19 protein-coding genes are annotated in these 25,352 nt (G+C 38.1%); 2 read left to right on the top strand and 17 right to left on the bottom strand.

Annotated elements, in window-relative coordinates:
* Nucleotides 1-66 precede the first annotated feature (66 nt).
* A complete protein-coding gene (locus tag AC0L7T_RS16445; RefSeq protein WP_473336641.1) occupies nucleotides 67-1,818 on the bottom strand; it encodes a c-type cytochrome in 1,752 nt (583 codons plus the stop codon).
* Nucleotides 1,819-2,062: 244 nt separating this feature from the next.
* Here AC0L7T_RS16445 and AC0L7T_RS16450 point away from each other — a divergent pair, with 244 nt between their 5' ends.
* On the top strand, nucleotides 2,063-2,605 hold the full coding sequence (locus tag AC0L7T_RS16450) for a hypothetical protein (protein ID WP_473336643.1): 543 nt from the start codon (nucleotides 2,063-2,065) through the stop codon (nucleotides 2,603-2,605).
* A gap of 172 nt (nucleotides 2,606-2,777) precedes the next feature.
* Here the strand turns inward: AC0L7T_RS16450 and argJ are convergent, their stop codons facing one another.
* The 11 genes from argJ to AC0L7T_RS16505 all read right to left on the bottom strand — a co-directional run bounded on the left by argJ (nucleotide 2,778) and on the right by AC0L7T_RS16505 (nucleotide 17,096).
* Nucleotides 2,778-3,989, bottom strand: a complete 1,212-nt coding sequence (gene argJ / locus AC0L7T_RS16455; protein WP_473336645.1) for a bifunctional glutamate N-acetyltransferase/amino-acid acetyltransferase ArgJ — start codon at nucleotides 3,987-3,989, stop codon at nucleotides 2,778-2,780.
* Nucleotides 3,990-4,002: 13 nt separating this feature from the next.
* On the bottom strand, nucleotides 4,003-5,046 hold the full coding sequence (argC, locus tag AC0L7T_RS16460; RefSeq protein ID WP_473336647.1) for an N-acetyl-gamma-glutamyl-phosphate reductase: 1,044 nt from the start codon (nucleotides 5,044-5,046) through the stop codon (nucleotides 4,003-4,005).
* Nucleotides 5,033-6,238, bottom strand: coding sequence for an acetylornithine transaminase (locus AC0L7T_RS16465; RefSeq protein WP_473336649.1), 1,206 nt, complete (start codon nucleotides 6,236-6,238; stop codon nucleotides 5,033-5,035). Before AC0L7T_RS16465 ends, argC begins: the two co-directional genes overlap by 14 nt.
* A gap of 2 nt (nucleotides 6,239-6,240) precedes the next feature.
* Complete coding sequence (argB, locus tag AC0L7T_RS16470; RefSeq protein ID WP_473336651.1) at nucleotides 6,241-7,065, bottom strand: acetylglutamate kinase; 825 nt, start codon at nucleotides 7,063-7,065, stop codon at nucleotides 6,241-6,243.
* 296 nt (nucleotides 7,066-7,361) lie between these two features.
* The gene (locus AC0L7T_RS16475) at nucleotides 7,362-8,129 is read right to left on the bottom strand and encodes a PhzF family phenazine biosynthesis protein (protein WP_473336653.1); all 768 of its coding nucleotides are present in this window, start codon (nucleotides 8,127-8,129) and stop codon (nucleotides 7,362-7,364) included.
* A 16-nt stretch (nucleotides 8,130-8,145) separates the two neighbouring features.
* Nucleotides 8,146-9,597: a TrkH family potassium uptake protein gene (locus tag AC0L7T_RS16480; RefSeq protein ID WP_473336655.1), complete on the bottom strand. Its 1,452-nt coding sequence runs from the start codon at nucleotides 9,595-9,597 to the stop codon at nucleotides 8,146-8,148.
* A 2-nt stretch (nucleotides 9,598-9,599) separates the two neighbouring features.
* A complete protein-coding gene (trkA, locus tag AC0L7T_RS16485) occupies nucleotides 9,600-10,946 on the bottom strand; it encodes a Trk system potassium transporter TrkA (RefSeq protein WP_473336657.1) in 1,347 nt (448 codons plus the stop codon).
* 113 nt (nucleotides 10,947-11,059) lie between these two features.
* The gene (locus AC0L7T_RS16490; protein ID WP_473336659.1) at nucleotides 11,060-13,060 is read right to left on the bottom strand and encodes an alpha amylase C-terminal domain-containing protein; all 2,001 of its coding nucleotides are present in this window, start codon (nucleotides 13,058-13,060) and stop codon (nucleotides 11,060-11,062) included.
* A 43-nt stretch (nucleotides 13,061-13,103) separates the two neighbouring features.
* Nucleotides 13,104-14,534 (bottom strand): Ca2+-dependent phosphoinositide-specific phospholipase C, encoded by a 1,431-nt coding sequence (locus tag AC0L7T_RS16495; protein ID WP_473336660.1) that lies wholly within the window; start codon nucleotides 14,532-14,534, stop codon nucleotides 13,104-13,106.
* Nucleotides 14,535-14,579: 45 nt separating this feature from the next.
* On the bottom strand, nucleotides 14,580-15,557 hold the full coding sequence (locus AC0L7T_RS16500) for an endonuclease/exonuclease/phosphatase family protein (RefSeq protein WP_473336662.1): 978 nt from the start codon (nucleotides 15,555-15,557) through the stop codon (nucleotides 14,580-14,582).
* 261 nt (nucleotides 15,558-15,818) lie between these two features.
* On the bottom strand, nucleotides 15,819-17,096 hold the full coding sequence (locus AC0L7T_RS16505) for a DUF445 domain-containing protein (RefSeq protein WP_473336663.1): 1,278 nt from the start codon (nucleotides 17,094-17,096) through the stop codon (nucleotides 15,819-15,821).
* A gap of 260 nt (nucleotides 17,097-17,356) precedes the next feature.
* Between AC0L7T_RS16505 and AC0L7T_RS16510 the strand changes: the two genes are divergently transcribed.
* Nucleotides 17,357-18,712 (top strand): sensor histidine kinase, encoded by a 1,356-nt coding sequence (locus tag AC0L7T_RS16510; RefSeq protein ID WP_473336664.1) that lies wholly within the window; start codon nucleotides 17,357-17,359, stop codon nucleotides 18,710-18,712.
* 2 nt (nucleotides 18,713-18,714) lie between these two features.
* Here the strand turns inward: AC0L7T_RS16510 and AC0L7T_RS16515 are convergent, their stop codons facing one another.
* From AC0L7T_RS16515 to AC0L7T_RS16535, 5 genes are all read right to left on the bottom strand, one after another.
* Entirely contained in the window at nucleotides 18,715-19,434 is a 720-nt protein-coding gene (locus AC0L7T_RS16515; RefSeq protein WP_473336666.1) for an NYN domain-containing protein, read from the bottom strand.
* Nucleotides 19,435-19,627: 193 nt separating this feature from the next.
* Nucleotides 19,628-21,229: a BCCT family transporter gene (locus tag AC0L7T_RS16520; protein ID WP_473336668.1), complete on the bottom strand. Its 1,602-nt coding sequence runs from the start codon at nucleotides 21,227-21,229 to the stop codon at nucleotides 19,628-19,630.
* Nucleotides 21,230-21,729: 500 nt separating this feature from the next.
* Nucleotides 21,730-21,978: a toxin-antitoxin system YwqK family antitoxin gene (locus tag AC0L7T_RS16525; RefSeq protein ID WP_473336669.1), complete on the bottom strand. Its 249-nt coding sequence runs from the start codon at nucleotides 21,976-21,978 to the stop codon at nucleotides 21,730-21,732.
* A 73-nt stretch (nucleotides 21,979-22,051) separates the two neighbouring features.
* Nucleotides 22,052-23,485: a sulfatase gene (locus tag AC0L7T_RS16530; protein WP_473336671.1), complete on the bottom strand. Its 1,434-nt coding sequence runs from the start codon at nucleotides 23,483-23,485 to the stop codon at nucleotides 22,052-22,054.
* 84 nt (nucleotides 23,486-23,569) lie between these two features.
* Entirely contained in the window at nucleotides 23,570-24,817 is a 1,248-nt protein-coding gene (locus tag AC0L7T_RS16535) for a TolB-like translocation protein (RefSeq protein ID WP_473336674.1), read from the bottom strand.
* Between the last annotated feature and the right edge of the window lie 535 nt (nucleotides 24,818-25,352).

A 25,352-nucleotide genomic window follows, 5' to 3' on the forward strand; every position in this document is an offset into this window, starting at 1 on the left:
TGACTTCGATTTGTGGTGAATGAAAATCCTCTATTTACCTGTTTCGGTAAGAGAAATTTTCTTGAACTACTGATTTGAATTAAAAGCTATTTTCCAAATATTTCCACCCCGTTCTCTTCCTCCAAATTCAATAACATACAGAATTCCATCTACCAATACGGCATCCACGGGTTGGGTAAAGCCTTTGGCTACCCGATAAGTATTTAACTTAAAATTTTCTTCTTCCGGAAGGAAATTCAAATCAAGTAGCAGCAGGTCTTCGCCATTTTTTGTAAAAGGCTGCATTAAGACTGATTTCTGCCCGTTGGTATATCTGGCTACCAAGGCCTTTCCTTTAAACCTCCCTGGCAAGGATTGCTCATTGTCCAAAACAAGCCCGAGTGGCGAAGAATGAGGGGTAAAAGTTTGCATTCCTACTCCTAAGTTAGACGCATCTTGCACTTCACCAGTGGTTTTATCCCTGAATTTATCTGAATCAGGTCCATAATTTATAAAGCTTTTACCAAAATTAACACCCAGAGGCTTTTTCGGAAACGAAGGATCATTGTAGAAGTCATCAGGCCATGCTGCAGCACCTGCATTTAAAAATGGATCTTTATCAGGGTCAGGTATCCAATCTGGAAATTGCTGGGGAGATTCTAGACCACCCATCACCCAAGGATAGCCATAATGGTACCCCTCTCTTATCCAAAACATGTCTTCATTTTGGTCATAATCTCCTGAATTTACAACCGCCAAGAGTCGATCTTCACTGTCTAAGGCAAGATCGTAAGCATTTCTAAGCCCTTCGGCATATAGGTAACCCTTTTCCTTTAAAAACTCAAGGTTGTCTGGTAATAGCAAATTAACAGCATCAATTGGAATCCGGAAAATTTTTGAAGTGAGGGCCACGTCCCGGGAATTGGGGTAGGCTCCCAGGTTATCTTGAATCTCTCCATGATCTGTACGGCTACCGCTGACTACGTAAATGTATTGTCCATCACCACTGACTTGTAAGGCAGACCAACCATGATCGAAAGGCGTATTTGTAGTCCCATATTCTTCCGTGTTAAAAACAACTTCTGACTTGGCTTTATCGGCACTATCCCAGCTTACCCTAACCATTCTACCTTTGGTGCCTTTGTTATCATTTACCCGAACATTACCACTTAAAAACACCCTACCTTCATGCATGGTCGCTCCCTGTAACCTACTGATCCCATGATCCGACACTTCAAGCATTTTTTCAAGTTGGTGGGGATTTTCTATGGGTAACCTGTAAACCCCTCCGTCTATGGTCGCATACCAAAGGTAATTGTTCGGTCCACTCCATATTCTAACTACTCTTGGGACTACTTTAGTAAAATGTTCAATATCAATATCAGGAACCAGAGATTCAGGCACATCTGGATCCAAGTCTTTTCCCGAGAATTGGCTAAGGTTTTTAATAAAATCTACTAAATACCAGCGTTGTTCTTCAGATAACAGCTCCTGAAAAGAGGGCATTACTGCCTTGCCATTAGTGATTTTATAAAACAATTCCCCATCCGTCTGGTCCTGCACGCGTTCAGATAGTAAATCTGCAGGTTGACTACCCATAGCCTGACCAGCAGCACCATCGCCCCTACCTCCTAAACCATGGCAAGTCGAACAATAAATCCGAAAAAGAGCTTTCCCTTTGTCCAGCATTTCATCATCCTTAACAGGGTTGTGAATCATTTTAATACTATCCGGCACCAGCCAATTGTCCTCCGAATTAGCGTTGTTTCCATCTCCTTGCTTACAGGAAATGGTGATGACAAATAAACAAAGTAAACCTAAAAGACATTTGACGTTCATAAACTTTAACCTATAATTAAAAAACCTCTTAATATAAAAATTTGTTGATTAGATTATACCATGAACAATGTATTTTTCTATAGAAAAATAATAAAGTCGATAATCAATAATTGATTGAGTACAACTAAAGGAAGATTATCCAGATAATGTAATTTTGAGATATAGACAACCTTAGTTTTGTTAGCTAATAAAAAATTTTAACTTCGGATTATAATAATCCGCCAGATCAAGACCTAGATGAATCATGAAAAAACAGGTGCTCTTTATTATTTTATTAATAGGATTAATTGGTCCTTCATTGGCTCAGGAAAAGACAAATCAACTAAACATTGGTTTCGATGCAGGTGGGGTATTGAATGATTATTATAAAACCCAATTCCCAGCAGGATTTGGCATAACCTTAAAGGGATTGTTGGCAATGCCTATGGATGCACAGCTTAGTTTTTCTGGAAGTTACCTGTACTTCCCCTTGAATTCAAGTTACATTTTGCCCAATGGGGAAAATGTCAGCCTTCATCAGATACCGGTTTTAGTAGGATACAGGGTTTACAGGCAGGCTTTCTTTTTTGAGCCTCAATTGGGTGGCGCATTATTGATTAATAATGATAAAAATATTGCAGGCAGTTTTATTGCCAAGGATATCCAATTTGCCTTTGCAGCCGAAATAGGCTATGTATTTAATCAGTTAGCGTTTAGTCTTAGGTACCAACAATCGGGAGCGTCACCCTACCAAATGGCTTTTCTTGGTGCAAGAGTTGCCTATATAATTGGAGGAGATAATTATTAAAAAAAAATCCAATCGATAAAGTAGAGAAACAATATTACAAACCTTTTACCCTTCAAAAGGATGTAGAAAACTTATTAAAAAACTATTTGACCTACAAAAAGACATTTAATTGTAAATTAAAATAAACAAAGCCTCTAATATATTATTAGAGGCTTTGTTTGTAATTGTTCGATCAGGTAGTATATACTGAATTAAACATAACATAATCTGTTGTGAGGTCAGATCCCCATCCAGTCGCCTCTTGTTTGCCTGTATTAATTTCAAGGTGCACTTTAATGTGCGATTCCCTGAGTAACTTTTTCATGTAGTTTTTATCAAACTTGGTAGGAGATCCTTTTAAAAGCACCTGTACCTGATTGTCCGCATCGCCTAAATATAGATTCGCTTTTTTATAGTTAAAACTTATCCCAGCATTGCCACAAGCAGCAATAATTCTACCCCAATTGGGATCGCGTCCAAACATCGCTGTTTTTACTAAAGTAGAATCTGAGATAGCTCTAATCAGTTTCATGGCTACATTTTCTGAAATGGCTTTTGAGACTCTGTATTCAATGAATTTTGAGGCTCCTTCACCATCAGAAACAATTAGTTTGGCAAGGTGAATCAATAATTCGCCGAGTTTTTCTTTAAACAATATATAGAGCGGGTCATCTTCTTGGGTGATTTTATCATTCCCAGCCATCCCATTGGCCAATATAGCGACCATATCATTGGTAGAGGTGTCACCATCTACTGTAATCATATTAAAGGACCTATCTACACAATATTTCAGTGTCTTTTGAAGCAATTTTTCGTCAATAGCGATATCTGTGGCTAAAAAAGCAAGCATGGTTGCCATATTGGGATGAATCATTCCTGATCCTTTTGCCACTCCACCTATGGATATGGTTTTACCTTCCCACTCAAAATCAACAAAACCTTCCTTAGCAAAGGTATCGGTTGTCAATATAGCATTGGCTAAAAAAGAACCCGCTTTTGCATCATTGGATAACTTTGGTACAGTTTCTTTTATCCCTTCTACCACATCTTCTGTGGGGAATACTTCGCCTATCAAACCGGTTGAGGCAACTATTACATCATCAGGCGAAATATTTAAAGCAGCGGCGACAGTATCTGCCATTGCTTCTGCACCTTTCCTCCCCTGCTCACCAGTACAGGCATTTGCGTTCCCTGCATTACAAACAATGACCTGGGCCCTATTATTGGCAAGATTTCTTTTTGTAACCTTGATCGGTTCGGCCTGAACTTTATTCTGTGTAAGCGTAGCAGCTGCAGCTGCTGGAACTTCCGAAAAAATGATGGCCAGGTCTCTTTTCATAGATTTAACACCTGAATGAGCACCCCAACATTTAATTCCTTTTACACTAGTAATATTTTTAATCATTACGTTTGTTAATTTATGGTTGCATTGGAACCTGTCGAAGGCCAATGGATTCGTTCAATCCCAACATAATATTCATATTATGAACAGCTTGACCTGCTGCACCTTTTACCAAATTATCAATGGCAGTAATCACTATAACTCTTTTGGTCCTCTCATCCCAAAATGGATAAACATCCGCATAGTTACTGCCTCTTACCTCTTTAATAGAAGGCGCTTGATTCCTCACTCTAACAAAGGGTTTATTTTTATAAAAATCCTTGTATAGTGAAGTTAAACTTTCCTGATCCATTTCTTTATCTAAAGATAAATAGGAGGTTGCCAGAATGCCTCTATCCACTGGTAAAAGATGGGGAGTAAACTGTAAAATAACCGAATTTTTCATTAAAAACGAAAGCTGTTCCTGAATTTCCACTGTATGTCTGTGGTTACCAAGACCATAAGCTTTGAAATTATCATTTACATTAGAAAAATGTGTAGTATTGCTCGCTTTTACACCTGCACCAGTAGCACCAGATTTCGCATCTATAATCGCTACTCCCGGGATAGCTATTCCTGCTGCAAATAATGGCGCCAAGCTCAAAATAGAAGCTGTAGGATAACAACCTGGATTCGCCACAAGTGTCGCAGAACTAATTTCATCGAAGAAAAGCTCCGGCATACCGTAAACTGCTTTTTCAAAGCCATCAGGGAACGTGTGCTCTTTTTTGTACCAATCTTCATAAACTTCAGGACTAGAAAGCCTAAAATCTCCCGATAAATCTATAATCTTAACTCCAGCATCTGCCCAACGCTTTACAAACTCCATGGACACGCCATGAGGAAGGGCTAAAAATACTACATCTACTTCCTCTATGTCCACATCATCTGCTCCAATCAGTTCAAAATCAATAATCCCTGAAAATTGGCCATGCAAATCTGAAAATCGTTTGCCTTTATGGCTTTCAGAGGTGATGCTAACTATATCTACTTCGGGATGATTGATTAAGATTCTCGCCAGCTCCGAACCAGTATAACCCGAGGCGCCTACGATACTTACTTTATATTTATGATTTCTCATTTTGCTCAATTGATTCTATTATTGACTTCAACTTATTCAAGGCTATTTCTACATCTTCCTCCGGAATATTAAGTGGCGGCACAAGACGTATTACGGATTCGGCAGTCCCATTGACGATAACTCCATCGTCCAAAAGTGCCTTCACTATTGGCGCTGCAGGTCTATCTAACTGTATGCCTATCATCATTCCTAATCCCCGAACTTCTTTGATCATTGGGTGGTCTTTAGACCAGGATCTAACGGTATTCATAATATAATCTCCCTTATTGAGCGCTCTTTCTACCAAACCTTCTTCCAAAATGGTTGTAAGAGTGGCTAATGCCGCAGCTGATGCTAAGGGATTTCCTCCAAAGGTGGTACCATGATCACCGTAGTCAATCGCATTTCCTACTTTTTCATTGCATAAAAATGCACCTATAGGCATTCCTCCGCCTAGTCCTTTAGCCAAGGTCATTATGTCTGGTTGTATGCCATAATGCTCTTTGGCAAACAGTTTTCCCGTTCGACCTATACCACATTGAATTTCATCAAAAATGAGTAAAACATTGTTTTCATCACAAAGCTCTCTTACTGCTTGCAAATATTTCTTATCGGCTGGAATCACCCCGCCTTCCCCTTGCACAGGTTCAAGAATTACTGCTGCTATTTGATCGTTGATTGCGGCTTTTAAGGCATTTAAATCATTGAATGGAACTTGGGAGAAACCTGAAGGAATAGGAGCAAAACCCTTTTGGTATTTCTTTTGACCTGTGGCAATCGTAGCAAGGGTTCGGCCGTGAAAGGAATTTTCCATTGAAATAATCCCTCCACCTCTATTGTTTTTGCTGGCATATTTCCTGGCAATTTTAATCGCTCCTTCTACAGATTCAGCACCACTATTTGTCAAAAAAACATGTTTCAATTTGGTTAAATCAACCAACAATTTGCTAAGTGCTACCTGAGGAGGGCTTACAAAGAAATTGGAAATATGGATTAATTCCGCAGCCTGCGCTTGAATGGCATTCACTACCTTAGGATGGCAATGCCCCAAATTATTAACGGCAATTCCCGCAAGCATATCAATGTATTCCTTTCCATCTGCATCCCACAACCGGCTCCCTTTCCCTTTTATAAATGCCAAGGGAAAGCGCTTGAATGTAGGTAAATAATTTTTCTTGTCTTCTTCGTACAAATATTCGTTCGAAATATGCATGCTTAAAGTTTAATTGTTGTACCTATTGAAATTTGGTGAATGATATAATCTGTAATTTGCTCTGGACGTGTGCCATTTAAGATTACGGCTTTCTTAACACCAGACTGAACAGCCGAAACACAGGATTCAATCTTAGGTATCATCCCTCCTGATATAACGTCCCCATAATATTTCGGAATGGTGGCTGTATCTATCTCCCTTATAATAGATGCTGCATTGGGGTATTCCTTGTAAAGTCCATCCACATCAGTCAATACAATATAGGCATCTGCTTCAATTGCAGCAGCTATTTTACCTGCAAATACATCCCCGTTGATATTGTAGTCATTGCCCTCTTCATCTGAAGCAATGCAAGTGATTACTGGAGAAAACTTGTTTTCCAATAAGGTGTCTATTAAAAGAGGATTAACGGTAACAATATCTCCTACCTGACCCAAATCTACTTTATGCTCTTCACCATTTTGATCTAGCCCTGTGTGCCATCTTTTTTGAGCAATAGCCAATTTACCATCTTTACCTGAAAGCCCAACCGCTTTCAGCCCTTGTTTATTTAATAAATTGACTAGAGAACTGTTCACTTCTCCTTTAAGGGTTTTTTCAATGCATGACATGGCCTCTAAACTGGTGTGTCTATGTCCATCAAAAAATTCAGATTTAATGCCCGCTTCAGCCAAAGACTTATTGATAAAGGGCCCTCCACCATGCACCAGTACTACCTGAATACCATGCTCTTGCAACACTTTCAACTTCTGGGAAATACCAAGCTTAAGCTCTTCACTGATCATTGCATTCCCACCGTATTTGATGAGAATTTTACGATATTCCATTGTATATATATTTTGTCAATATTAGATTTATTTAAACATTGCAAAATAAAAAAGCAATAATTATACCAAGGAAAGAAAATTATATTGGAAAAACCTTAAAAATTGAATTCGTTTAAATATTACTATGGAATATTGAAATAATGTAAAGTACACTTTCCGTTTTGACAGTCTGTCATGTAAAACACACACTTGCCCCTGGGGATTCTATAATTCTACTACTACTTGTTTAAAACGATAAGTTTGAAGTAGGACGCTTTTAACCTGAAATATTAATGATATAAAAGGTGAACAAAACCTTATTCCTGAAGCTCAAACTCTCCTGAAAGTACAACCTCATTGCCAGAAATACTGGAAATAAATCTTCCTCCCCTTTCACTTAACTGGTCTGCTACCATTTCGCTTTTATTCAGCTTTTCTGACCAAAAAGGCACCAGCATGGCATGTGAAGAGCCAGTGGCAAAGTCTTCCAATTGACTAACGTGCGGCACAAGGGTCCTACTTACGAAGTCCACCTTGTCTCCAGCAGCTGTAATGGCATATCCAAATATTTCTGAATCTCTTAAACGCTCAAAATCAGGACTCATGTTCTTTAAAGAGGCCTCAGAATCCGTTAATATAAGGTGTTTATTGGCCGTTTCATAAATGGCCAATACCGGAATTCCTAATCCTTCAATCAAAGGCAATGGGCATTCAGGAAGAAGTTTCAAAACTGGAATAGCTTCGAGACGCATGGAAAAGTTGTCCTTTGAAACAGCAACTACAATTTTTCCCCCACTGTAATGTAGCGTTATTTCCGGCTTCTTAAGGTATTGAGATAGAAATATTCCTGCTGCTGCAGCTCCATGACCACATAATTTAATCTCTTCATCAGGAGCATACCAGCTCACATGACAGTTTTCATTTTTATCAATAAAAACAAAAGAGGTAGCCGGCATAGCCAAATTAGCAGCTTGTTGCTGCATCTCATGATTTTTCAAGGGTTTTCTTAAAAGTACCACGGCTGCGGGATTTCCTTTGTACCCCAATTTTTTTTCAGTAAACACTGATATAATTGCTGGACTCATACGCTTTTGATTTCTATTAATTGGCTCTCCAAAAATACGGTGTAAATAAAATCAATATAGTAAAGAGCTCTAATCTACCCAATAACATTAAAAAACTAAGAAATAGTTTAGCGAAAGGCGAAAAGAAAGCAAAATTATCAACTGGTCCTACCCTTCCAATTCCAGGCCCAACATTTCCCATGGCAGTGGCTACGGCACCAAAAGAGGTAATAAGATCATAACCAGCAATGGACATTACTATTGAACCCAATACAAAAATCATCAGGTACAAAAGTAAGAAATTCATGATATGGGTAATTACTTTTCCGGTAACGCGTTCGCCATTAATCTTCAAAGGTATCACTGCCCGAGGGTGCACAATACGCTTAAATTCCAAGGTGGAATTCTTTACGAAGGTTAGGTGCCGAATAAATTTAATACCCCCACTAGTAGATCCAGCACAGGCTCCCATAAATAGGATCATAAAGAAAATAATGGTTAAGCCATTACTATATACCGTATAATCTGCAGTGACATAACCAGTGGTAGTAACCAGTGAAACGACTTGAAAGAGTACATCTCTAAAAGATTTTTCAAAGCTATCGTCCATTAAAAAATAAACTGCTCCAAAAATGCCAATCACCAGAAGTCCCACACTAACAAAATAAGCCCTGAATTCATCACTTGCCCAAACTCTTTTGAATTGACCTTTGAAAGCAAAGTATATCAAGGTGAAGTTTGTTCCGGCCAAAAACATAAAAGCTACAGCAGTATACTGTATTATCGGACTATCAAAATAGGCCATACTATTGTTTTTAGTAGAAAAACCACCTGTAGACATGGTGGTAAGGGAGTGGTTCATTGCATCAAAAAAGGACATCCCTTCCATGTAATATATAGCGACCAAAAGAAGGGTGAGTCCAAAATAGATAAGCCATAGTCTTTTCGCTGTTTCCCTTATCCTTGGATGCACCTTATCGGATGTCGGGCCAGGTGATTCAGCTACGAATAATTCAATCCCGCCAATACCCAATAAAGGAAAGATAGCGACGGTCAATACAATGATACCCAATCCACCAATCCATTGGGTCATACTTCTCCATAGTAAAATCCCTTCAGGAAGACGCTCTATGTCTGTCAATATAGAAGCTCCAGTGGTTGTAAACCCTGAGACTGTTTCAAAAATGGCATCTGAATAATTTGGAATGGTACCACTTAAAAGGTAAGGCATCATGCCAAAAACGGACATAATTACCCAACTTAAAGCGACAATCATATAGCCTTCCCTTTTTCGTATATTCTGATCTTGATTTGCAAAAGAAAAGAAAAAAGTCCCGCCAATAGTCAAACAAATCAAGGCAGAACCGATCAAGGTGATCTGGTCTCCACTTTGATAGTAATAAGCGAAAGCGACACTTGGAAACATTAAAACGCCAAGGAGCATCATCAATCCTCCCATGACTTTTAAAATTGCCTTATAATGGATCATGATTAATTAAATAATTTTTCCAATACAGGTTTCGCTTCAGGTAGGGCAAGAACGATGGCTTTGTCATGAAGTTGCAATTGAAATTCACCATCGGGAATAAACACTTCTTCCCCTCTAATAACTCCTGCCACAATGGCCGTATCAGGGAAATGTAGCGCCTTCAAGTTCTTTTTGGTCAGTTTATTGTTTTTTGTCACAGCATATTGGACAAATTCTGCCTCTACTCCTTGTATACCAGAAACGGCTTCCACCTGTCCCTTTTTCAAGTACCTGCTAACATGATTTGCTGCTACCAATTTTTTATTTATCAGGGAATCAACACCGATACTGTGAGAAATGTGGATGTATTCTCTGGTATCTACGTGAGCAATCGTTTTGTAAACGCCATGATTTTTAGCACTTAGACTGGTAATAATATTGGTCTCTGAGCTATCGGTTAGCGCCAGAAATCCATCCATTGTTTCGAGACCTTCTTCTATAAGAAGGTTAATGTTTTTGTAATCACCATGAATAATAAGTGCAGAATCCAACCTTTCGGCAAGCCATTTACAACGCTCTTTGTCATTATGGATCAAGGTTACCCCATAATCATCTTCCAATTCTCTTGCGGTGGAATAAGCAAGATCATCACCACCGATTATCATGACATCATGAATCTCTTTTTCTTTGTGGTGAACTAGGTCTTTTATTGTATTTACAGATTTGTTGTTGGAAATAAAAAATACATGATCATTGTTGCGAATAAAAGTATCTCCTCTTGGGATAATTGTCCTTTGGTCTCGCACTATGGCTATGATCCGTATTTCTTTAAAAATTGGGTCGGTACGCGTATCCGACAGTTTTCTATTAATGAGGGGGGAATACCGATCCAGTGTAATGCCTACCACACTTAATCTTCCACCTTCAAATTCAATAACATCAGAAAAGCTGGAGCGTTTCATTAACCTGGAAATTTCCTTGCTACAAAGCATTGAAGGAGAAATAATAGAATCTATTCCCAGGTTCTCAAAATAGATTTTATTCTCTTCGTATAAGTAATCATGGTTCCGAACCCTGGCGATTACCTTTTTCGCTCCTAGCTGTTTGGCTAAAACTGCTGTACATATATTGGTTTTTTCGGAAGTAGTAACCGCCAACATAAGTTCAGCATTGTGAATATTGGCTTTTTTTAATATCTCAATTGATGCCGAATCCCCCTCTATTGTCAATACATCCAACCTGGATCCAATATTGTCCAAAACATCCTTATCCAAATCAATTAAAATGATATTCTTACTTTCGTAATAAAGCTGTTCAGCCAAGTGAAAACCCATATCCCCAGCACCAGCGATCACGATATTTACTGCCATAGACTCGAATTAAATAATTAAAGGGTAATATTAATCAAAATTGGGCCAAGACCAATACTTATTATCTGATTTCCAATTTATTTCAATTTCAACCAAATAAAAATTGGGATTGGTCAATCGTATTTTTCAAAAACCAAAGCAGTCCTATTGGTCATATAGATACTCAATAGTTGCTTTTGGTCTGTAAAATAGGCCTTACTATTGTCTATTCTGCCAAATCCTCCAAATTGCTTGTCGTCTGAATTAAGTACAAGTCGATATTGTCCCATAGAAGGCGCTCTAAATTTATAGTCAGCAATTGAGGTCTCAGGATTAAAGGAAAAAGCAAACAATAAAAGGCCTCTTGTGAAAATAATGACCTTGTTTTCTGGATCAGCATGAACCTGATCAGCAAAAGGCGCACTCAAAATATGGTATTCCTTCATAACCGCAATCATCCTCTTATCCCAATTCAGCAGGTACTGGTACTTTAGCTTTTTATCTTCGGCAAGACTCCATTGTCTCCGCGCATACTGATAACTCCAATTATTTCCCTCCCTTGGGAAATCCACCCATTCCGGATGACCAAATTCATTCCCCATAAAATTGAGATAACCTTCACCCCCTAAACCTATGGTAAATAGCCTCAGCAGCTTATGAATGGCAATCCCCCGATCAATGATGATGTTTTCATCTCCTACCTGCATGTGAAAATACATCTCCTTATCCATTAGCCAAAAGGCGAGAGATTTATCTCCTACCAATGCCTGATCGTGGGATTCTGCATACGCTATTGTTTTTTCTTTATATCTTCGGTCACTTAGTTCTTTCCAAAATTCAAGAATATCCCATTCCTCATCCTTCTTCTCCTTCAACATCTTAATGTAAAAATCTGGAACACCCATGGCCAGCCTATAATCAAACCCTACCCCTCCTTCAACTGGCAACCTGCACAGTCCGGGCATCCCGCTTACATCTTCTGCAATGGAAATGGCAGAGGGTTTTACTTCTTTGATAAGCGCATTGGCCAGTTGTAAGTAAGTTATGGCATCCCAATCCACGTCTTTATGAAAGTATTTTTCAAAATGATCAAAAGTGGTCAAACCATGGTGGAAATAAAGCATGGAGGTAACCCCATCAAACCTAAAACCATCAAAATGAAATTCCTCCAGCCAATATTTTAAATTGGAAAGTAAAAACCGCTTGACCTCCCATTTTCCGTAATCAAATAACTTGGAGTCCCATACTTCATGATACCCCCTCGGTCCCGCATGAAAATACTGATGATCTGATCCATCAAAACCATTTAATCCTTCCGAAACATTTTGTACAGCGTGTGAATGAACCACATCCATAATCACTGCAAGCCCCAGACCGTGTGCCTTATTAACCAGGTACTTCAAATCCTCAGGCGTACCAAATCGACTTGTGGGGCAGAAAAAATTAGAAACATGATAACCAAAAGAACCATAATAGGGATGCTCCATTACTGCCATTAATTGTATGGAATTATAACCCAAATTTTTGATTTTAGGCAAAATTTCATCCGCAAAAGCCCTGTAAGTACCAACCGCTTCCACCTCAAGCCCCATACCTACATGACATTCATAGATCAATAATCCATCTTTAGAATAATCTGGTTTGAAATTTTGGTCTGTCCATGTAAAAGCCCTTTCAGGAGACCATATTTGACCTGAAAAATCTTTGCTTTCATCATCTTGAACAACTCTTCTAATATAGGCAGGGATTCTGTCTTGGCTACCTTTAGAGCTAACAACGTGCACTTTCACCAAACTTTTGTGAACGAGTCTATCTTTATACGCATCATAAGGTAAAATTATTTCCCACACTCCCCATTCATCCATGGTTAATGGATGGGTGGTTCGGTCCCAATTGTTGAAATCGCCAATAAGGAAAAGTGCCTTGGCCTCAGGGGCCCATTCTCTGTAAACCCAGGCTTGCTTTTCTTTATCAAAATTAATTCCAAAATATTCATGACCCGAGGCAAAAGCACTTAGTCCTTCACTATTCGTTGTGAGTGCATCAAAGGCCAATTGAAACCTAACCCATCTCTGGTAAATTTCTTCTTTGTAATCTTCTAACCATGGGTCCTCCTGAACAATTTTCAATTTCATATAGCTCTGCAAAAGTGATTGAATTAATAATTAAAAACTGTAGTTATTCCTCTACGGGGTAACCATTCGCTTTCCAGAGGTCATACCCTCCTTCTAAGTTGTACACATGCTTGAATCCTTTGCCTACCAATATATCAGCGGCCTTCCCACTCCTTCCACCTACTTTACAATACAGCAGTATGGTCTGGTTTTTATCTAATTCTGAAATTCTTTCTGCAAAACCAGGCTCAAGAAAGTCAATATTTACTGCGCCAGTAATCATTCCCTGATCAACTTCCTGTTTGGTCCGAACATCTAATAGCAGCGCATCCAATTTTCCCTCAGCAATGGAGAAGGTCTGGGGATTGAGTACTATTACACGATCTGTATCTTCAGACAAAGATTCTTTTGAATCTCCATTATCTGATATAAATGGGTTAATACGAGCGTATACTCCTTCTTCAAATTGCACCTTATAAGCCCCTTCGAATCTTTGGTCTGGAACAAAGTAATCTGTACTTATCAATTGGGCTCCACTTGAAAATGCCATATCTCTTCTTTTGGTAGCGTTGGATCTAGCCTCTTTTGTTCCAGCATCTGCCCTAGTTCTGACTATAAATCCTTTTTCTACCAAATCCTTAATCTGCTGATGATTTTGAACGGGGTCATTTACGATATGTATCGCAGACATGGGGTGATCCTCGGAAACAGTTACAAACAAAAGCCCATCATAAGCATCTAAGGTTTTGGAAAGGTATTCAGTCACTTTAGGCTCGCCTTCATCCAGAATAAACACGAACTTACCTCTCGCCTTGGATAATTCTGGCCAGCCAGATTCAGTTACGGCGGTTCTTAAATCCTTGGAGGATTCCTTTAAGTTTTTTGGAGTTATTAGTTTTTCAACGCCTAAAAATTCTCTTATTTCCTCGTCCAGCAATGTAAAAACCTCCTGATCAAATGCAAGCGCCTCTGCAAACCCGCGTTCGGGATAATTGGTGTCTTTGGCATTCAAACTGATAAAAATGGGCAAGTGGTTGGGATGTATTGCTGACCAATTTTTTAAATCAATCAAATACTCTCTAAACAAAGCATGATGGCTTAAAAAATCTATATCCTGAACATGAAATACTTTAAAACCTGGTTTGTCAAACCCATTATCCCAATTTTCAGCCGCTACATTTGCTTTTCCCAAAGGATTACTAAATCTCCCTCCTTCAGGGTCATGATAAATATCCAACTCCAATAACCGAAGGCCTGCATCCAATTGTTTCCAAATGTCAGGATGACTATAATCCAGACTTTCTGCTAGTTCAGGGCTTTCTTTTTTAATTTGATTTAAGAGCACCTCAGGTATGGCTCTTTTATAACTGTTATGACTTCCAATGAATTGAATTTGATTGATCTTTAATGACTTAAACTCACTTTCCTGGTGTTTTTTATTTTCGCAATTGACAAATAATACTGATAGGCAAATAATTAAACACCTAAAAAACATATGCATATTTTTTTTTAATTAAATATATCAAAACTTAGCTAGAAACTAGTCACGTGTGGAAAACTCTGCCCACAGTGGAAGGTGATCTGAAATTCTCCATGACATTTGAAATGGACTCAATCCTGCATTCTTCATAATATGAGGCCCAAAGTCAAAAACCCCGCCATTAAGATATCGAATAGAAAGTTGAGGAATTTTATTTTGATTTTCAAACCAAGCAATCTGGGTATAAAACTTTGTTTGATTGTCAAGTAATGTTCTCCGGACATGCCATAGGTTTTCAGGTACAGATAAACCAGAGGAAATAAAAGCATCATATCTGGGATCCCCTATCCTATCAATGTTAAAATCTCCCAAAAGGATAAGGCTTTGATCAAAGGATTTCATATTAGAAGCCCATTGCTGTAGCCACTGAGCAATGGCAGTTAACTCCCCTTCACGGTCTGCTGCTCGTTTTCCATATAAAACATGTGCGCTTACAAGAATAAATGTTTTATCCTCTACCTTGAAGCCTACTGCATAAGGTGTTCTGGCAAATTGCCTATCAAAGGCGCCCTCTTTGATCTCTTCAGCTTTTTTGTTAGGCACTACGAGTTCGCAAGCCAATCCGGATAACTTAACCTTACGGGTATCAAACAAAAACCCGATTCGTTCATCATTGCCCTCATCACCCCCTGAAACATCAGTCAAAATAAAACTCCAATGGTTGCCCAATAATTTGAGCATGTGCCTGAAAGCTTTTAAATTTCCTTTGAGTTCCTGAACGGCAATAATGTCGAACCTGGAAATAATCTGAGCTATCGCCAAAACAGAATGTAGATCCCTTTTGGGGGAATCTGAATCATCCGCCTCCCATTTCTCTGTAAGCCCTCCAAAAGCACGAATATTCCAAGTAGCTATCAAAATGTTGTGATCCAACTTTTTAAAAGGAAGTCCTTGATCTAAAACTGTATTTAGGGCACCTATCTCTTCTAAAATATGCTTCGGAGGTAAGCCTAGAATTTTTGAAGATTTTTGATTCATATCAAAATTGATAAAAGAAGACAATTTTAACTAAAAATAAGGTTTTTTACGCTTTATCAAAACAATAAACAACATTCATTCAAATAATTGGTTTAAATCATAAATAAATGCGAAATATCCTATTGTCTATTTTGGAGAGTTTAGGCCGTCATTTTATCCCCATGCTGTATTAAAATTCAGCGTAGTTTTTCCAATTACGTAACACAAAGTGATTAAATCCGAGATAATAAGATAATGCTAAAACTGGGATGAAACTCAAGCTCAATGAATAGCCCACCTGATCGTTGCTATTATAAGTCCCACAATACCACCAACTACTGCCCCGTTGAGCCGTATGTATTGTAAATCATACCCCACCTTTTCTTTGATTTGAAGCATTATTCCTTTGTCATCCAGTTTGGACAAACTGCTTCTAACCATATCCCCAAGTTCATGGTGGTATTTCGTCACAAGATGTGTAATAGTCGTTCTCATCCACACATCAATTTTCTTTCTACTATTGTCATCCTCACGCAACTCGTCTAGAAAGCGGTGCAATTGCCTGCTGATTAATTGCATTATTGGTGTGTCGCTATTGGCAAACTGCTCGTGCATGTTTTCTTTTAATTGAACCAATACCTTTTGGATCATGCCCTTGGTTTTATCATTTAAAATCCAGTTCCTTTTGAGGTTTTCTACATAAGCCAAGGTTCTTTCGTCTCCTGATTCAAGATTACTTGCAAACTCCAAAACATAGTTTTCCAGATTTTTACGTATTGGGTGCTCTGGATTTTCCTTTATTTCTTCCAATAAGGCCAAAACGAGGTCTAATATCCTATCGATCAATAGGTCTGGATCTATCCCTCCAGTTTTTTTACCTAACCACACCGCTGATTTTTTCACCCAATCTCTACTTGCATATAATTCAAGAGCAGTTTTTAACTTCCCTAAGATAAGTGTTCTTGTTTCCGGTTCTTTAATAGAGGCTGAAAATTGATCCAAGGCGATGGCAATAAACTCATGGTGTTTTCCTTCAGTTAAAATGCCATGCAACCACTCCCCGAATGGCCTGGCAACATCTGAGCTTTCGAGTTTATCTTTTAGCAATTTTTGGACAAGAACCACCAATTGGGGATTGTCCATTTCACCTGATATGCGCTTAAAAACCCCGCTAAAAAATCCAAGTAATTTATGTACATTTTCACCAGATTCTAAAGATTGCAATAATCCATCTGCAATTTTAATATGTGTGAGTCTTTCTTCCAAAACTTCTGGAGACAACCACTTGGTAGTAACCAGATCTACAATTCCCTCGGTTAATTTCTCCCTATTTTTTACAATGATATTCGTATGTTTTCTCACATAAGGAATAGGTATTTCATAAAACAAAGCACTTACAGCAAACCAATCTGCCAATCCTCCTATTGTCCCAGCCTCGAAAGCAGTAGCCAAAATGCGCCAAATAGCCGCATCCAAAACCTCGAAATAAATACCCATTTCCAAGAAAATAAATCCGGAAATGGCAATTAGTAGAGAATTCCTTCCAATTTTGCTCTTCAAAACTTCTTAATTACCTGACTTATAAATAGTTAAATACTTTTATCACCTAATTCTTTAAACAATATATTTAATTATTGTCTACAAAATTTGATCCATTAATCGAAATGGGAAATTTATTTTAGGATAAATCTCCTTAAGGAATAATATATTCATTATTTTTAAAATTATTTCCATTAGATATCCAATGCTAAAGTTAATCTTGGCGCAATGTGGATGGCTTATACCTTAGGACATTTTTTAATAAAACAGCGATTACATTCATGTGGGATAAGTATTTAAAATATATCGAAAAAAATTGTTTGGCTACTGAACAAAATGCCGATCCCCTTGATCAATGGAGGGATAGGCTTTTTGTCTCCGGTATAGCATTTTTAATGCCATTTTGCCTCATCGGAGTGATTCCAGGTCTGATAATGGCTTTTATAAACAATCATGTTCCGCTCATAGTATTTGATTCACTCGCATTTCTAGTCTGTATAGTGGTCGCTTTAGTACCTGGAATGTCTCTATTCATCAGAAAATGGGCCGTATTTTTAGCTTTTTATGGCATTGGGGTTGTACTCATTTATTTTGTGGGCAATTTTGGTCCAGGACTAATGTATTTATTGGCAGTTTCGATTTTAATGATTTTATTTCTTCCCAACGGCAGAACCTATATTAGCTTTTATTTTAATTTAGTTACCTGTATTGCTTTTGGCCTCTTGGTCCATTTTAAAGCAATCGTTGATCTCCCTAATCTTCCTGGTGTACAATTGGGTCACTGGATCGCGGTATCCTCGAATTTGATATTTTTAAGTGCCATGTTTTCTTACCTTATACCCAAATTATTTTCAAGGTTAGAAAACAGTTTAAGAGAGCAATATTCCCTCCAGGAAAAACTAAAATTGGGGACTATCAAGCTCAAGGAATCCCTTCAAGAAGTTGAGTCAAAGAATAAGGAATTGGAGCATTTCACCTTTGTCGTTTCACATGATCTTCAGGAGCCTCTAAGGATGATTTCAGGATTCATTGGATTGCTGAAAAAAAAGTACGGCAACCAATTGGATGAAAAAGCTAATACCTACATTTCTTATGCTGTAGATGGTGCCAATAGAATGAGGCTCTTGATTCTTGATTTGTCTGAATATTCTCGAATCAATAAAATAACAGATGATCCTGTTCTTCTTGATCCTGAAAAAATACTAAAGGAAATAACACTTACTTTTCAACCCCAAATAATCGAGAAAAATGCAAAAATCACCTCTGGACCAATGCATAAATTCCCTGGGCACCCAAGCTTTTTTTCGCTACTAATTCAAAACCTCATTGGTAATTCCCTGAAATATTCAGACCCAAATCGACCTCCAATGATTCATTTCACGATGGAAGAAAGAGAAAAAGATTATTTATTTCAACTAAGTGACAATGGAATAGGCATTGATTCCAATTATTTTGATAAAATCTTCGTCTTATTCCAGCGCCTACAAAACCATTCCACTGGTCATGGTACAGGAATGGGCTTAGCTATTGTTAAAAAAATAACTGATATTTTAGGAGGTGAAATATGGGTAGCCTCAGAGGTTGGAAAAGGAACAGTATTCACTTTTACACTACCCAAACATTCAACCACCTTTTGATGCTATTCTTTGTTTCGGACGTAAATTAATTTAATTCTTCGTTCTACCTCAAAATTAGGAATAGAACTAACCAAAGGCGTTAGTTTCTGGAACCCAAAGTTCCTTGAATCAAAGTTTGGTTGCTTCTTTTGAAGTAAATTCCCAACATCTCCCATAAATGCCCAACCATCATCATCAGCCAGATCTGAAATGGTACTGGATATCAACCTGATCAATTTGGGATTGATTTTGTCAACCTGAACGGGCGCCTTTACTTTGGTCTTACCATTTTCCTTTTCTTCACTTTGGTTATGCAAAATTTCCAGGTAGATAAATTTATCGCAGGCAACAATAAAAGGATTGGGCGTTTTTTTCTCCCCCATTCCAAGGACTAGCATCCTGGACTCACGTAACCTTGTAGCCAATTTGGTAAAGTCGCTGTCACTCGATACCAAACAAAATCCATTTACCTTATCAGAATACAAAATATCCATTGCGTCAATAATCATGGCCGAATCAGTCGCATTCTTTCCTGTGGTATAACCATACTGTTGGATTGGGTTTATCGCATTTTCCAACAGCACATTTTTCCACTTTCCCAATTGAGGTTTTGTCCAGTCCCCATATATCCTTTTTATAGTTGGATTGCCATATTTGGCTATCTCTTCCATCATTTCCTTAACCTGAGTAGAGGGAACGTTATCTGCATCAATCAATACAGCAATTTTAATGTCTTTATCCATGGGATTTAATTATTCTGTAAAAATAAGAAATAAAACGAAGCAAAGAAATTGGTGTTTTCCTGGTCTTTATTCATGCGTACAGCTGTTGATTATCCATCCTTACTATCAAGGTGCCTGCTTCAATCAATAAGAAATTAGGAAGAAAGAAGCCTATATTTGAGCCATTTCAACCTTATAATACTATTGTTTTCTTTTACGATTTATTTTCCTCATCAAGTTTTTTAAGAATCACATTTGATAATTTATCTTCATACACTTTTCTATCCATATCCATTTCAAATTGCTTGTCCTTGGCATATTCTAATCGCAAGCCTTTTAACAATGAATAACACATGAAAAGCAAAATAATTAAAAACGGCAATCCTGTGGTAATTGCAGCAGTTTGCAAAGCTGTAAGTCCTCCTCCTATTAACAAAACTGCGGCTACAGTCCCCTCTGTTGTGGCCCAAAAAATACGTTGACCTACAGGGGCATCCAATTTACCCCCTGCGGTAATGCTATCGATCACTAAAGAACCAGAGTCCGATGAGGTGACGAAGAAACTAGTAACCAATAAAATCCCAATAATGGAACCTACACTTGAAAATGGAAACTTCTCCAGAAAGACGAACAAGGCTATAGATTCATCCGCAACTATGCTAGTAGCCAGACTGTGGGTATTGCTAGCCAATCCTTCCTGCATATCCAAAAGGATGGCAGATCCCCCTAAAGCCGTTAACCAAAAAAACGTCAAAATGGAGGGCACCAGCAAAACCCCAAATATAAATTCCCTAATGGTTCTCCCTTTTGAAACCCTGGCAATGAACATTCCTACAAAAGGGGACCAGGAAATCCACCAAGCCCAATAAAAAACAGTCCAGTCTTTCTGCCAACCATTGTCTCTATAGGCCTCCGTCCAGGTAGACACTTGAAGAATGTTTTCCATGTAATTCCCTAAATTTTGAACAAATGAGCGAAAGATAAAGAGTGTAGGGCCTACGATAATTACAAAAATTAGCAAAATAGCTGCTATTCTCACATTCCATTCACTCAAAAATTTGACCCCTTTGTCGATACCCGATACCACAGATATAGTTGCTATTAAAGTAATTCCGGCAATCAATAAAACTTGTACGGTTATGGTATTGGGAATGTCAAATAAATACGATAAACCTCCGCTGACTTGTTTTACCCCTAAGCCCAAGGAAGTAGCCAACCCGAAAAGGGTAGCCAGCACTGCCAAGACATCTATACAATCACCAATCCATCCATGTATGCGCTCTCCCAGCAAAGGGTAGAATACAGATCTTATGGTTAAAGGTAGTTTTCGATTATAAGCAAAAAATGCTAGTGATAGGGCAACTACCGCATAAATTGCCCAGGCATGAAACCCCCAGTGAAGGAAGGTCAGGTTCATGGCACCTTCTGCTGCAGCAACCGTGTAGGCTTGCCCAAAAGGAGGATTGGCATAATGGTTTACAGGCTCTGCTACCCCCCAAAACAATAATCCTATTCCCATACCAGCACTAAACAGCATGGCAAACCAAGAACTTGTACTGAATTCTGGCACAGCCTCCTTACCTCCAAGTCTTATCGTACCATATTTACTGAAGCCCAGGTAAAAGCAAAAAACGATAAAAACATTCACCGCAATAATAAAAAGCCATCCGGTTTTATTTGTAATAAAGGTTTTGATGCTTGAGAATACAAGCTCCATAGGCTTACCTACAATTAGGGTAATCAGAATAAAAATAAAAATCAATATGACAGATGGCCAAAAAACCGGCCTATGAATGTCAAAATGTTTTTTCAGCATAATTAATCAATTGAAAAGAAAGGTCTTCTATATTTAAATTTTATTAGAACCAGGTTTACTTAAAATCAGAAATGGTGATTTACTCCTAAATAGGGCTAGCTAATATTTGTTGCTATTCTCCGAATAACTTAGAACTACCTACTCAAGAGAAGTACTTAAAGTAAATCAATAGATTGTTTTACACTATTGGTAAACAATCAATAAAGTAAATTATTCAAGATGTAGCTATTGGTAGGCAGAATTGGAAATAGCTTTACAAATCTCGCTGCCATTTCAGACATTGTTAAAAGTATACTATTTTGCCTCCGATGACAAATTCCATTCCACCCAAATTTAAAATCATGGAAGGATTTTTAACCAAACCAATAGAAAAGCGTTCGCAGAGAGGCCATAAACTAGCCTATAATTAGGCCAACATCTCAAACCGATATGAGTACAATTGAACAACTAAATCTTTTATTAGAAAGCCCCTTGTTTTTTACCATCTTGAATGTTTTCGCTTACCTATAGGTAACCTTGTATACTTCACCTTTGGCATCATAGGTTGTCCACTCTCCCATGGGTTCCCCCTTCTTAAAATAACCCGAACGTTTGATGGTTCCGTCAATACGGTACCATTCCCAGTAACCTTCCGCTTGGCCGCTAATTATTTTACCTTTGGACCATATCGTTTCACCATTGGCATGGTATTTAATGGTATAACCATCAACAATTTCAGCTTTTTTTAGATTACTACTTTTTGCTGTCATAATGAGTTTTCAGTCCATTGATCCCTAAACCCTAAAGCAATAGTACAATTTTTTTATTCTATTATACCATTCTTTACTCGCTTTGCTCTATTTTCTGCTTGATGAAATAATCGTTATTATCATATTTGGACTCCTTGGCCCACTTGACATTGATTTTTGGAAGAAATTGAGCCAGTCTTTCTTTTACTTCGGTGTACTTCATCTTATCAGCCACATTGTTCCACTCATTGGGGTCCTTTTTTAGCAAATACAATTCCTCAGAACCATCTTCATAATGAATGTACCGGTAATCTTTGGTGACAATGGCGTGGTTATTTCTAGCCCAGGTAACAATTGCAGGCTTTTCCCACTTTAATTTTGGGTTTTTTATCAGGGGATAAATGCTTTCTGCTTCAATATTCGCTACTGAAGGAAGTTCCACTAAGTCTGTTAATGTGGGGTAAATTGAAAACAACTCCACTGGTACATCCACTTTTTTATTTTTCGGGATACCTGGTCCTGCAAAAACAAGAGGGGCTGCCGTCGCACTGTTCCAAAGTGCCACCTTGGCAAAGGTGTTTTTTTCTCCCAATCGGTAGCCATGGTCAGACCAAAGCACAACTATGGTGTTTTCTGCATACTTGCTTTTTTCTAAAGCATTCAATACTTCCCCAATATAATGGTCAACAAAGGAAACACTTGCCAAATAACCCTGAAGAATGTTTTTCCATTGATTATTGGCCAAGGCCCATTCGGTAGTAGGCATCATCGGTAAATCGTCTATGGCAAGGGCTATTTCCGGTAAGTCCTCTCGATCTGTTGCCAAATAAGGAGGAAGATGAAGTGTCGCAGTATCATAAAGGTCAAACCACTTTTGGGGCACATACCAGGGGACGTGAGGACGAAGAAAGCCTACTGAAAGGAAAAAGGGATGCTCATAATCTCTATGGAGTCTTTCCGATGCCCATTTTGCAGTGTGATAATCCGGCATTTGACTGTCTTCTTCAGGGAAAGGACCCCAGTCAGTAGATGTTTTTTCTTTGTCCCAATGAAAGTTTTGTTTTGCGTATGGTCCAAAACCTTTGGCACGTCCACCGCTTTCATCAAACAAATCCTCAGGTGCATGATTGTGATATATTTTACCGATACCCATTGTATAATAGCCTTGCTCCTTGAAATACTGGTGCATCATTTTGGCTTCACGGGTTGCTTGGTTGGTTTCTTTGATATTGTTATCCGTAATAAACCCGTAAATTCCAGTAGTGGAAGGCCTTAATCCCGTCATTATAGCTGTTCGAGAAGGGCTACACATGGGGGATTGGCATTGCGCATTAGTGAAAAGCAAACCACTTTTGATAAGCTTGTCCATATTGGGGGTGATGGCATCTGGATGCCCCATTCCTCCGACAAAATTATTCAAATCATCCACCGCAATCATTAAAATATTGGGTCGTTCTTGCTGGGCTTTTCCGCTAAGGCTAGTAAGACAAAGACTTATAAAAAACAGTAAAAGGTACTTTTGGGACATGATTAATGGTTAATTGGATAATGGTTAATGGTTAATTAATTAACAATTAACAATTAATAATTAATAATTATTTACTTCTTCCTTTTAGAATTTCAATTTCAGTAAGTAGGCTTGTCTTGATCCGGAATGTACGGAATTAAAACCAATCATATCACCTTTAGGGCTCCACCTACAATGAATATCACAGCGCCAAAATCCTTTAAAAGATTCAGGAGTAACAAACTGCCCTAAAGTTCGTACAGCATTGGTTTTCATGTCCATCAAATAGATCTTTTGTTCTCGAAATTTGTTCTCTCTAGCATAGGTATCTGTAACCATCCATTTTTCATCAGGTGAGAAAGTCCCATGTCCATCAAAATCCAAGAGACCATTCCCAAGCCTTTTATAATCCTGCTTGCCTGTAGTATACAATACATGGGAATATTGTTTTCCTTCATAGGAACTAGTGACCATTAATTCTTCATCATTCAGCCAATCAAAATGTGATCCTGCCCAGTCGTCTGGAAAACACCTTTGAAGCCCCGTTCCATCTATGTTTACTATCAATGAAGTGGTATTCCTATTTGGAATAGCCCTGGCTAGCCAAAATATTTTAGAACCTCCTCGACTAAACAAGGTGTGATTAAAATACTCAATCCCATCCTCAGGGATCTCCGGAACCAAGTCCTTGACATCAGCCATTGAGACTATAAGCTCAGCCTCCCCTGTGGCTAGATCTATTAGAAATAGTCCATCATCTTCGGGGAATTGATCATCCTCTTTTTTATCCTGCCCTTCTCCACCATAACCATAATCGCTCCTTGTAATGCGAAGACGAGAAAAGTTAATACTTACAGCCTTGGTTCCATCAGGAGATACGGCACTTACCGGGTGGGGAATGGTTTTTATTTCCTCTTGGGTATGTACATTCATAATAATGGAAACAAATTTCCCATCCCTTAGGTCATTGTAGATAATAAGAGAATCTGGAGAAGTAGCCAACCAATGCGCCATACACCCTTGCTGAAAATTCCATGTTCGCGTCGTTGTCAGTGGCTTGAACTCCATGGTTTCAAGGTCTACAAGTCCCAATGTAGCCTCATCCTCCTCGGTGGGAAGGCGATCTACAATGTCCGTTTCTAAAACTGTCGCATATTTTTGATTTGCACTAAAAGAGTTGATTCCATAATAGCTGGCATAAAGATGTTCTTTGCCATTGTCTACCAATTGAATGGGAGCAGAAACTTCTGGGAAATTTACAGTATTTAAGGAGCTTATTTCCTGTTTGGGGGAGGGCTCTGCGCATGAAAAGGCAATAAGACAAGTCAGCAAAATAAAAATTAAGGGTCTCATTTGGATTGAATTGGTTAATTGGTTTTTGAACAAAATCTGTTGAATTCGAAGTTAAACCACAAAATAGCATGAGATTGTCAGCTTTTCAAATTGCATCAAATCTAAAATTGAATTAACTTCTTTAATCAGGCAGGTTCCTATTTTTTAGATAAAGCCCAAAACAGGATAGTAATTTCTGTTGAGTGATAGAATAACTTCCCTTGAAAAAAGTAAAAATCCAAATTGCTTAATTACCTCGAATTCATTCTATAAACAACGATACAATCAATGGAAATAGGTTATGACATAGAAAATGAAATACAAATACGCTGAATTTGCCTACGGCTTAAATTCTGATTTAAACAATCTCTTTAAAATTTACCAATACAAAACAGTTTATTGTCCTTATTTAAAGATTAATTAAAATCTATTTATGATTAATACCATTATAAATAATTAAATAACTTTTTTTTAAAGATAATTTTTTCAAATAACACCAATATATTTTTTAAATTGGTCATTAATTAGTTTTATTAATAGTAAAAGCTTAATAAAT

It is taken from the genome of Cyclobacterium sp. 10D3-21, assembly GCF_055809755.1.

Coding starts and splice junctions, on each gene's coding strand:
- AC0L7T_RS16520 (WP_473336668.1), bottom strand. CDS start 21,229: ATGCTGAAAAAACATTTTGACATTCATAGGCCGGTTTTTTGGCCATCT.
- AC0L7T_RS16530 (WP_473336671.1), bottom strand. CDS start 23,485: ATGTCCCAAAAGTACCTTTTACTGTTTTTTATAAGTCTTTGTCTTACT.
- trkA (WP_473336657.1), bottom strand. CDS start 10,946: ATGGCAGTAAATATCGTGATCGCTGGTGCTGGGGATATGGGTTTTCAC.
- AC0L7T_RS16525 (WP_473336669.1), bottom strand. CDS start 21,978: ATGACAGCAAAAAGTAGTAATCTAAAAAAAGCTGAAATTGTTGATGGT.
- AC0L7T_RS16450 (WP_473336643.1), top strand. CDS start 2,063: ATGAAAAAACAGGTGCTCTTTATTATTTTATTAATAGGATTAATTGGT.
- argC (WP_473336647.1), bottom strand. CDS start 5,046: ATGAGAAATCATAAATATAAAGTAAGTATCGTAGGCGCCTCGGGTTAT.
- AC0L7T_RS16475 (WP_473336653.1), bottom strand. CDS start 8,129: ATGAGTCCAGCAATTATATCAGTGTTTACTGAAAAAAAATTGGGGTAC.
- AC0L7T_RS16515 (WP_473336666.1), bottom strand. CDS start 19,434: ATGGATAAAGACATTAAAATTGCTGTATTGATTGATGCAGATAACGTT.
- argB (WP_473336651.1), bottom strand. CDS start 7,065: ATGGAATATCGTAAAATTCTCATCAAATACGGTGGGAATGCAATGATC.
- AC0L7T_RS16490 (WP_473336659.1), bottom strand. CDS start 13,060: ATGAAATTGAAAATTGTTCAGGAGGACCCATGGTTAGAAGATTACAAA.
- AC0L7T_RS16510 (WP_473336664.1), top strand. CDS start 17,357: ATGTGGGATAAGTATTTAAAATATATCGAAAAAAATTGTTTGGCTACT.
- AC0L7T_RS16535 (WP_473336674.1), bottom strand. CDS start 24,817: ATGAGACCCTTAATTTTTATTTTGCTGACTTGTCTTATTGCCTTTTCA.
- AC0L7T_RS16500 (WP_473336662.1), bottom strand. CDS start 15,557: ATGAATCAAAAATCTTCAAAAATTCTAGGCTTACCTCCGAAGCATATT.
- AC0L7T_RS16495 (WP_473336660.1), bottom strand. CDS start 14,534: ATGTTTTTTAGGTGTTTAATTATTTGCCTATCAGTATTATTTGTCAAT.
- AC0L7T_RS16465 (WP_473336649.1), bottom strand. CDS start 6,238: ATGCATATTTCGAACGAATATTTGTACGAAGAAGACAAGAAAAATTAT.
- AC0L7T_RS16445 (WP_473336641.1), bottom strand. CDS start 1,818: ATGAACGTCAAATGTCTTTTAGGTTTACTTTGTTTATTTGTCATCACC.
- argJ (WP_473336645.1), bottom strand. CDS start 3,989: ATGATTAAAAATATTACTAGTGTAAAAGGAATTAAATGTTGGGGTGCT.
- AC0L7T_RS16480 (WP_473336655.1), bottom strand. CDS start 9,597: ATGATCCATTATAAGGCAATTTTAAAAGTCATGGGAGGATTGATGATG.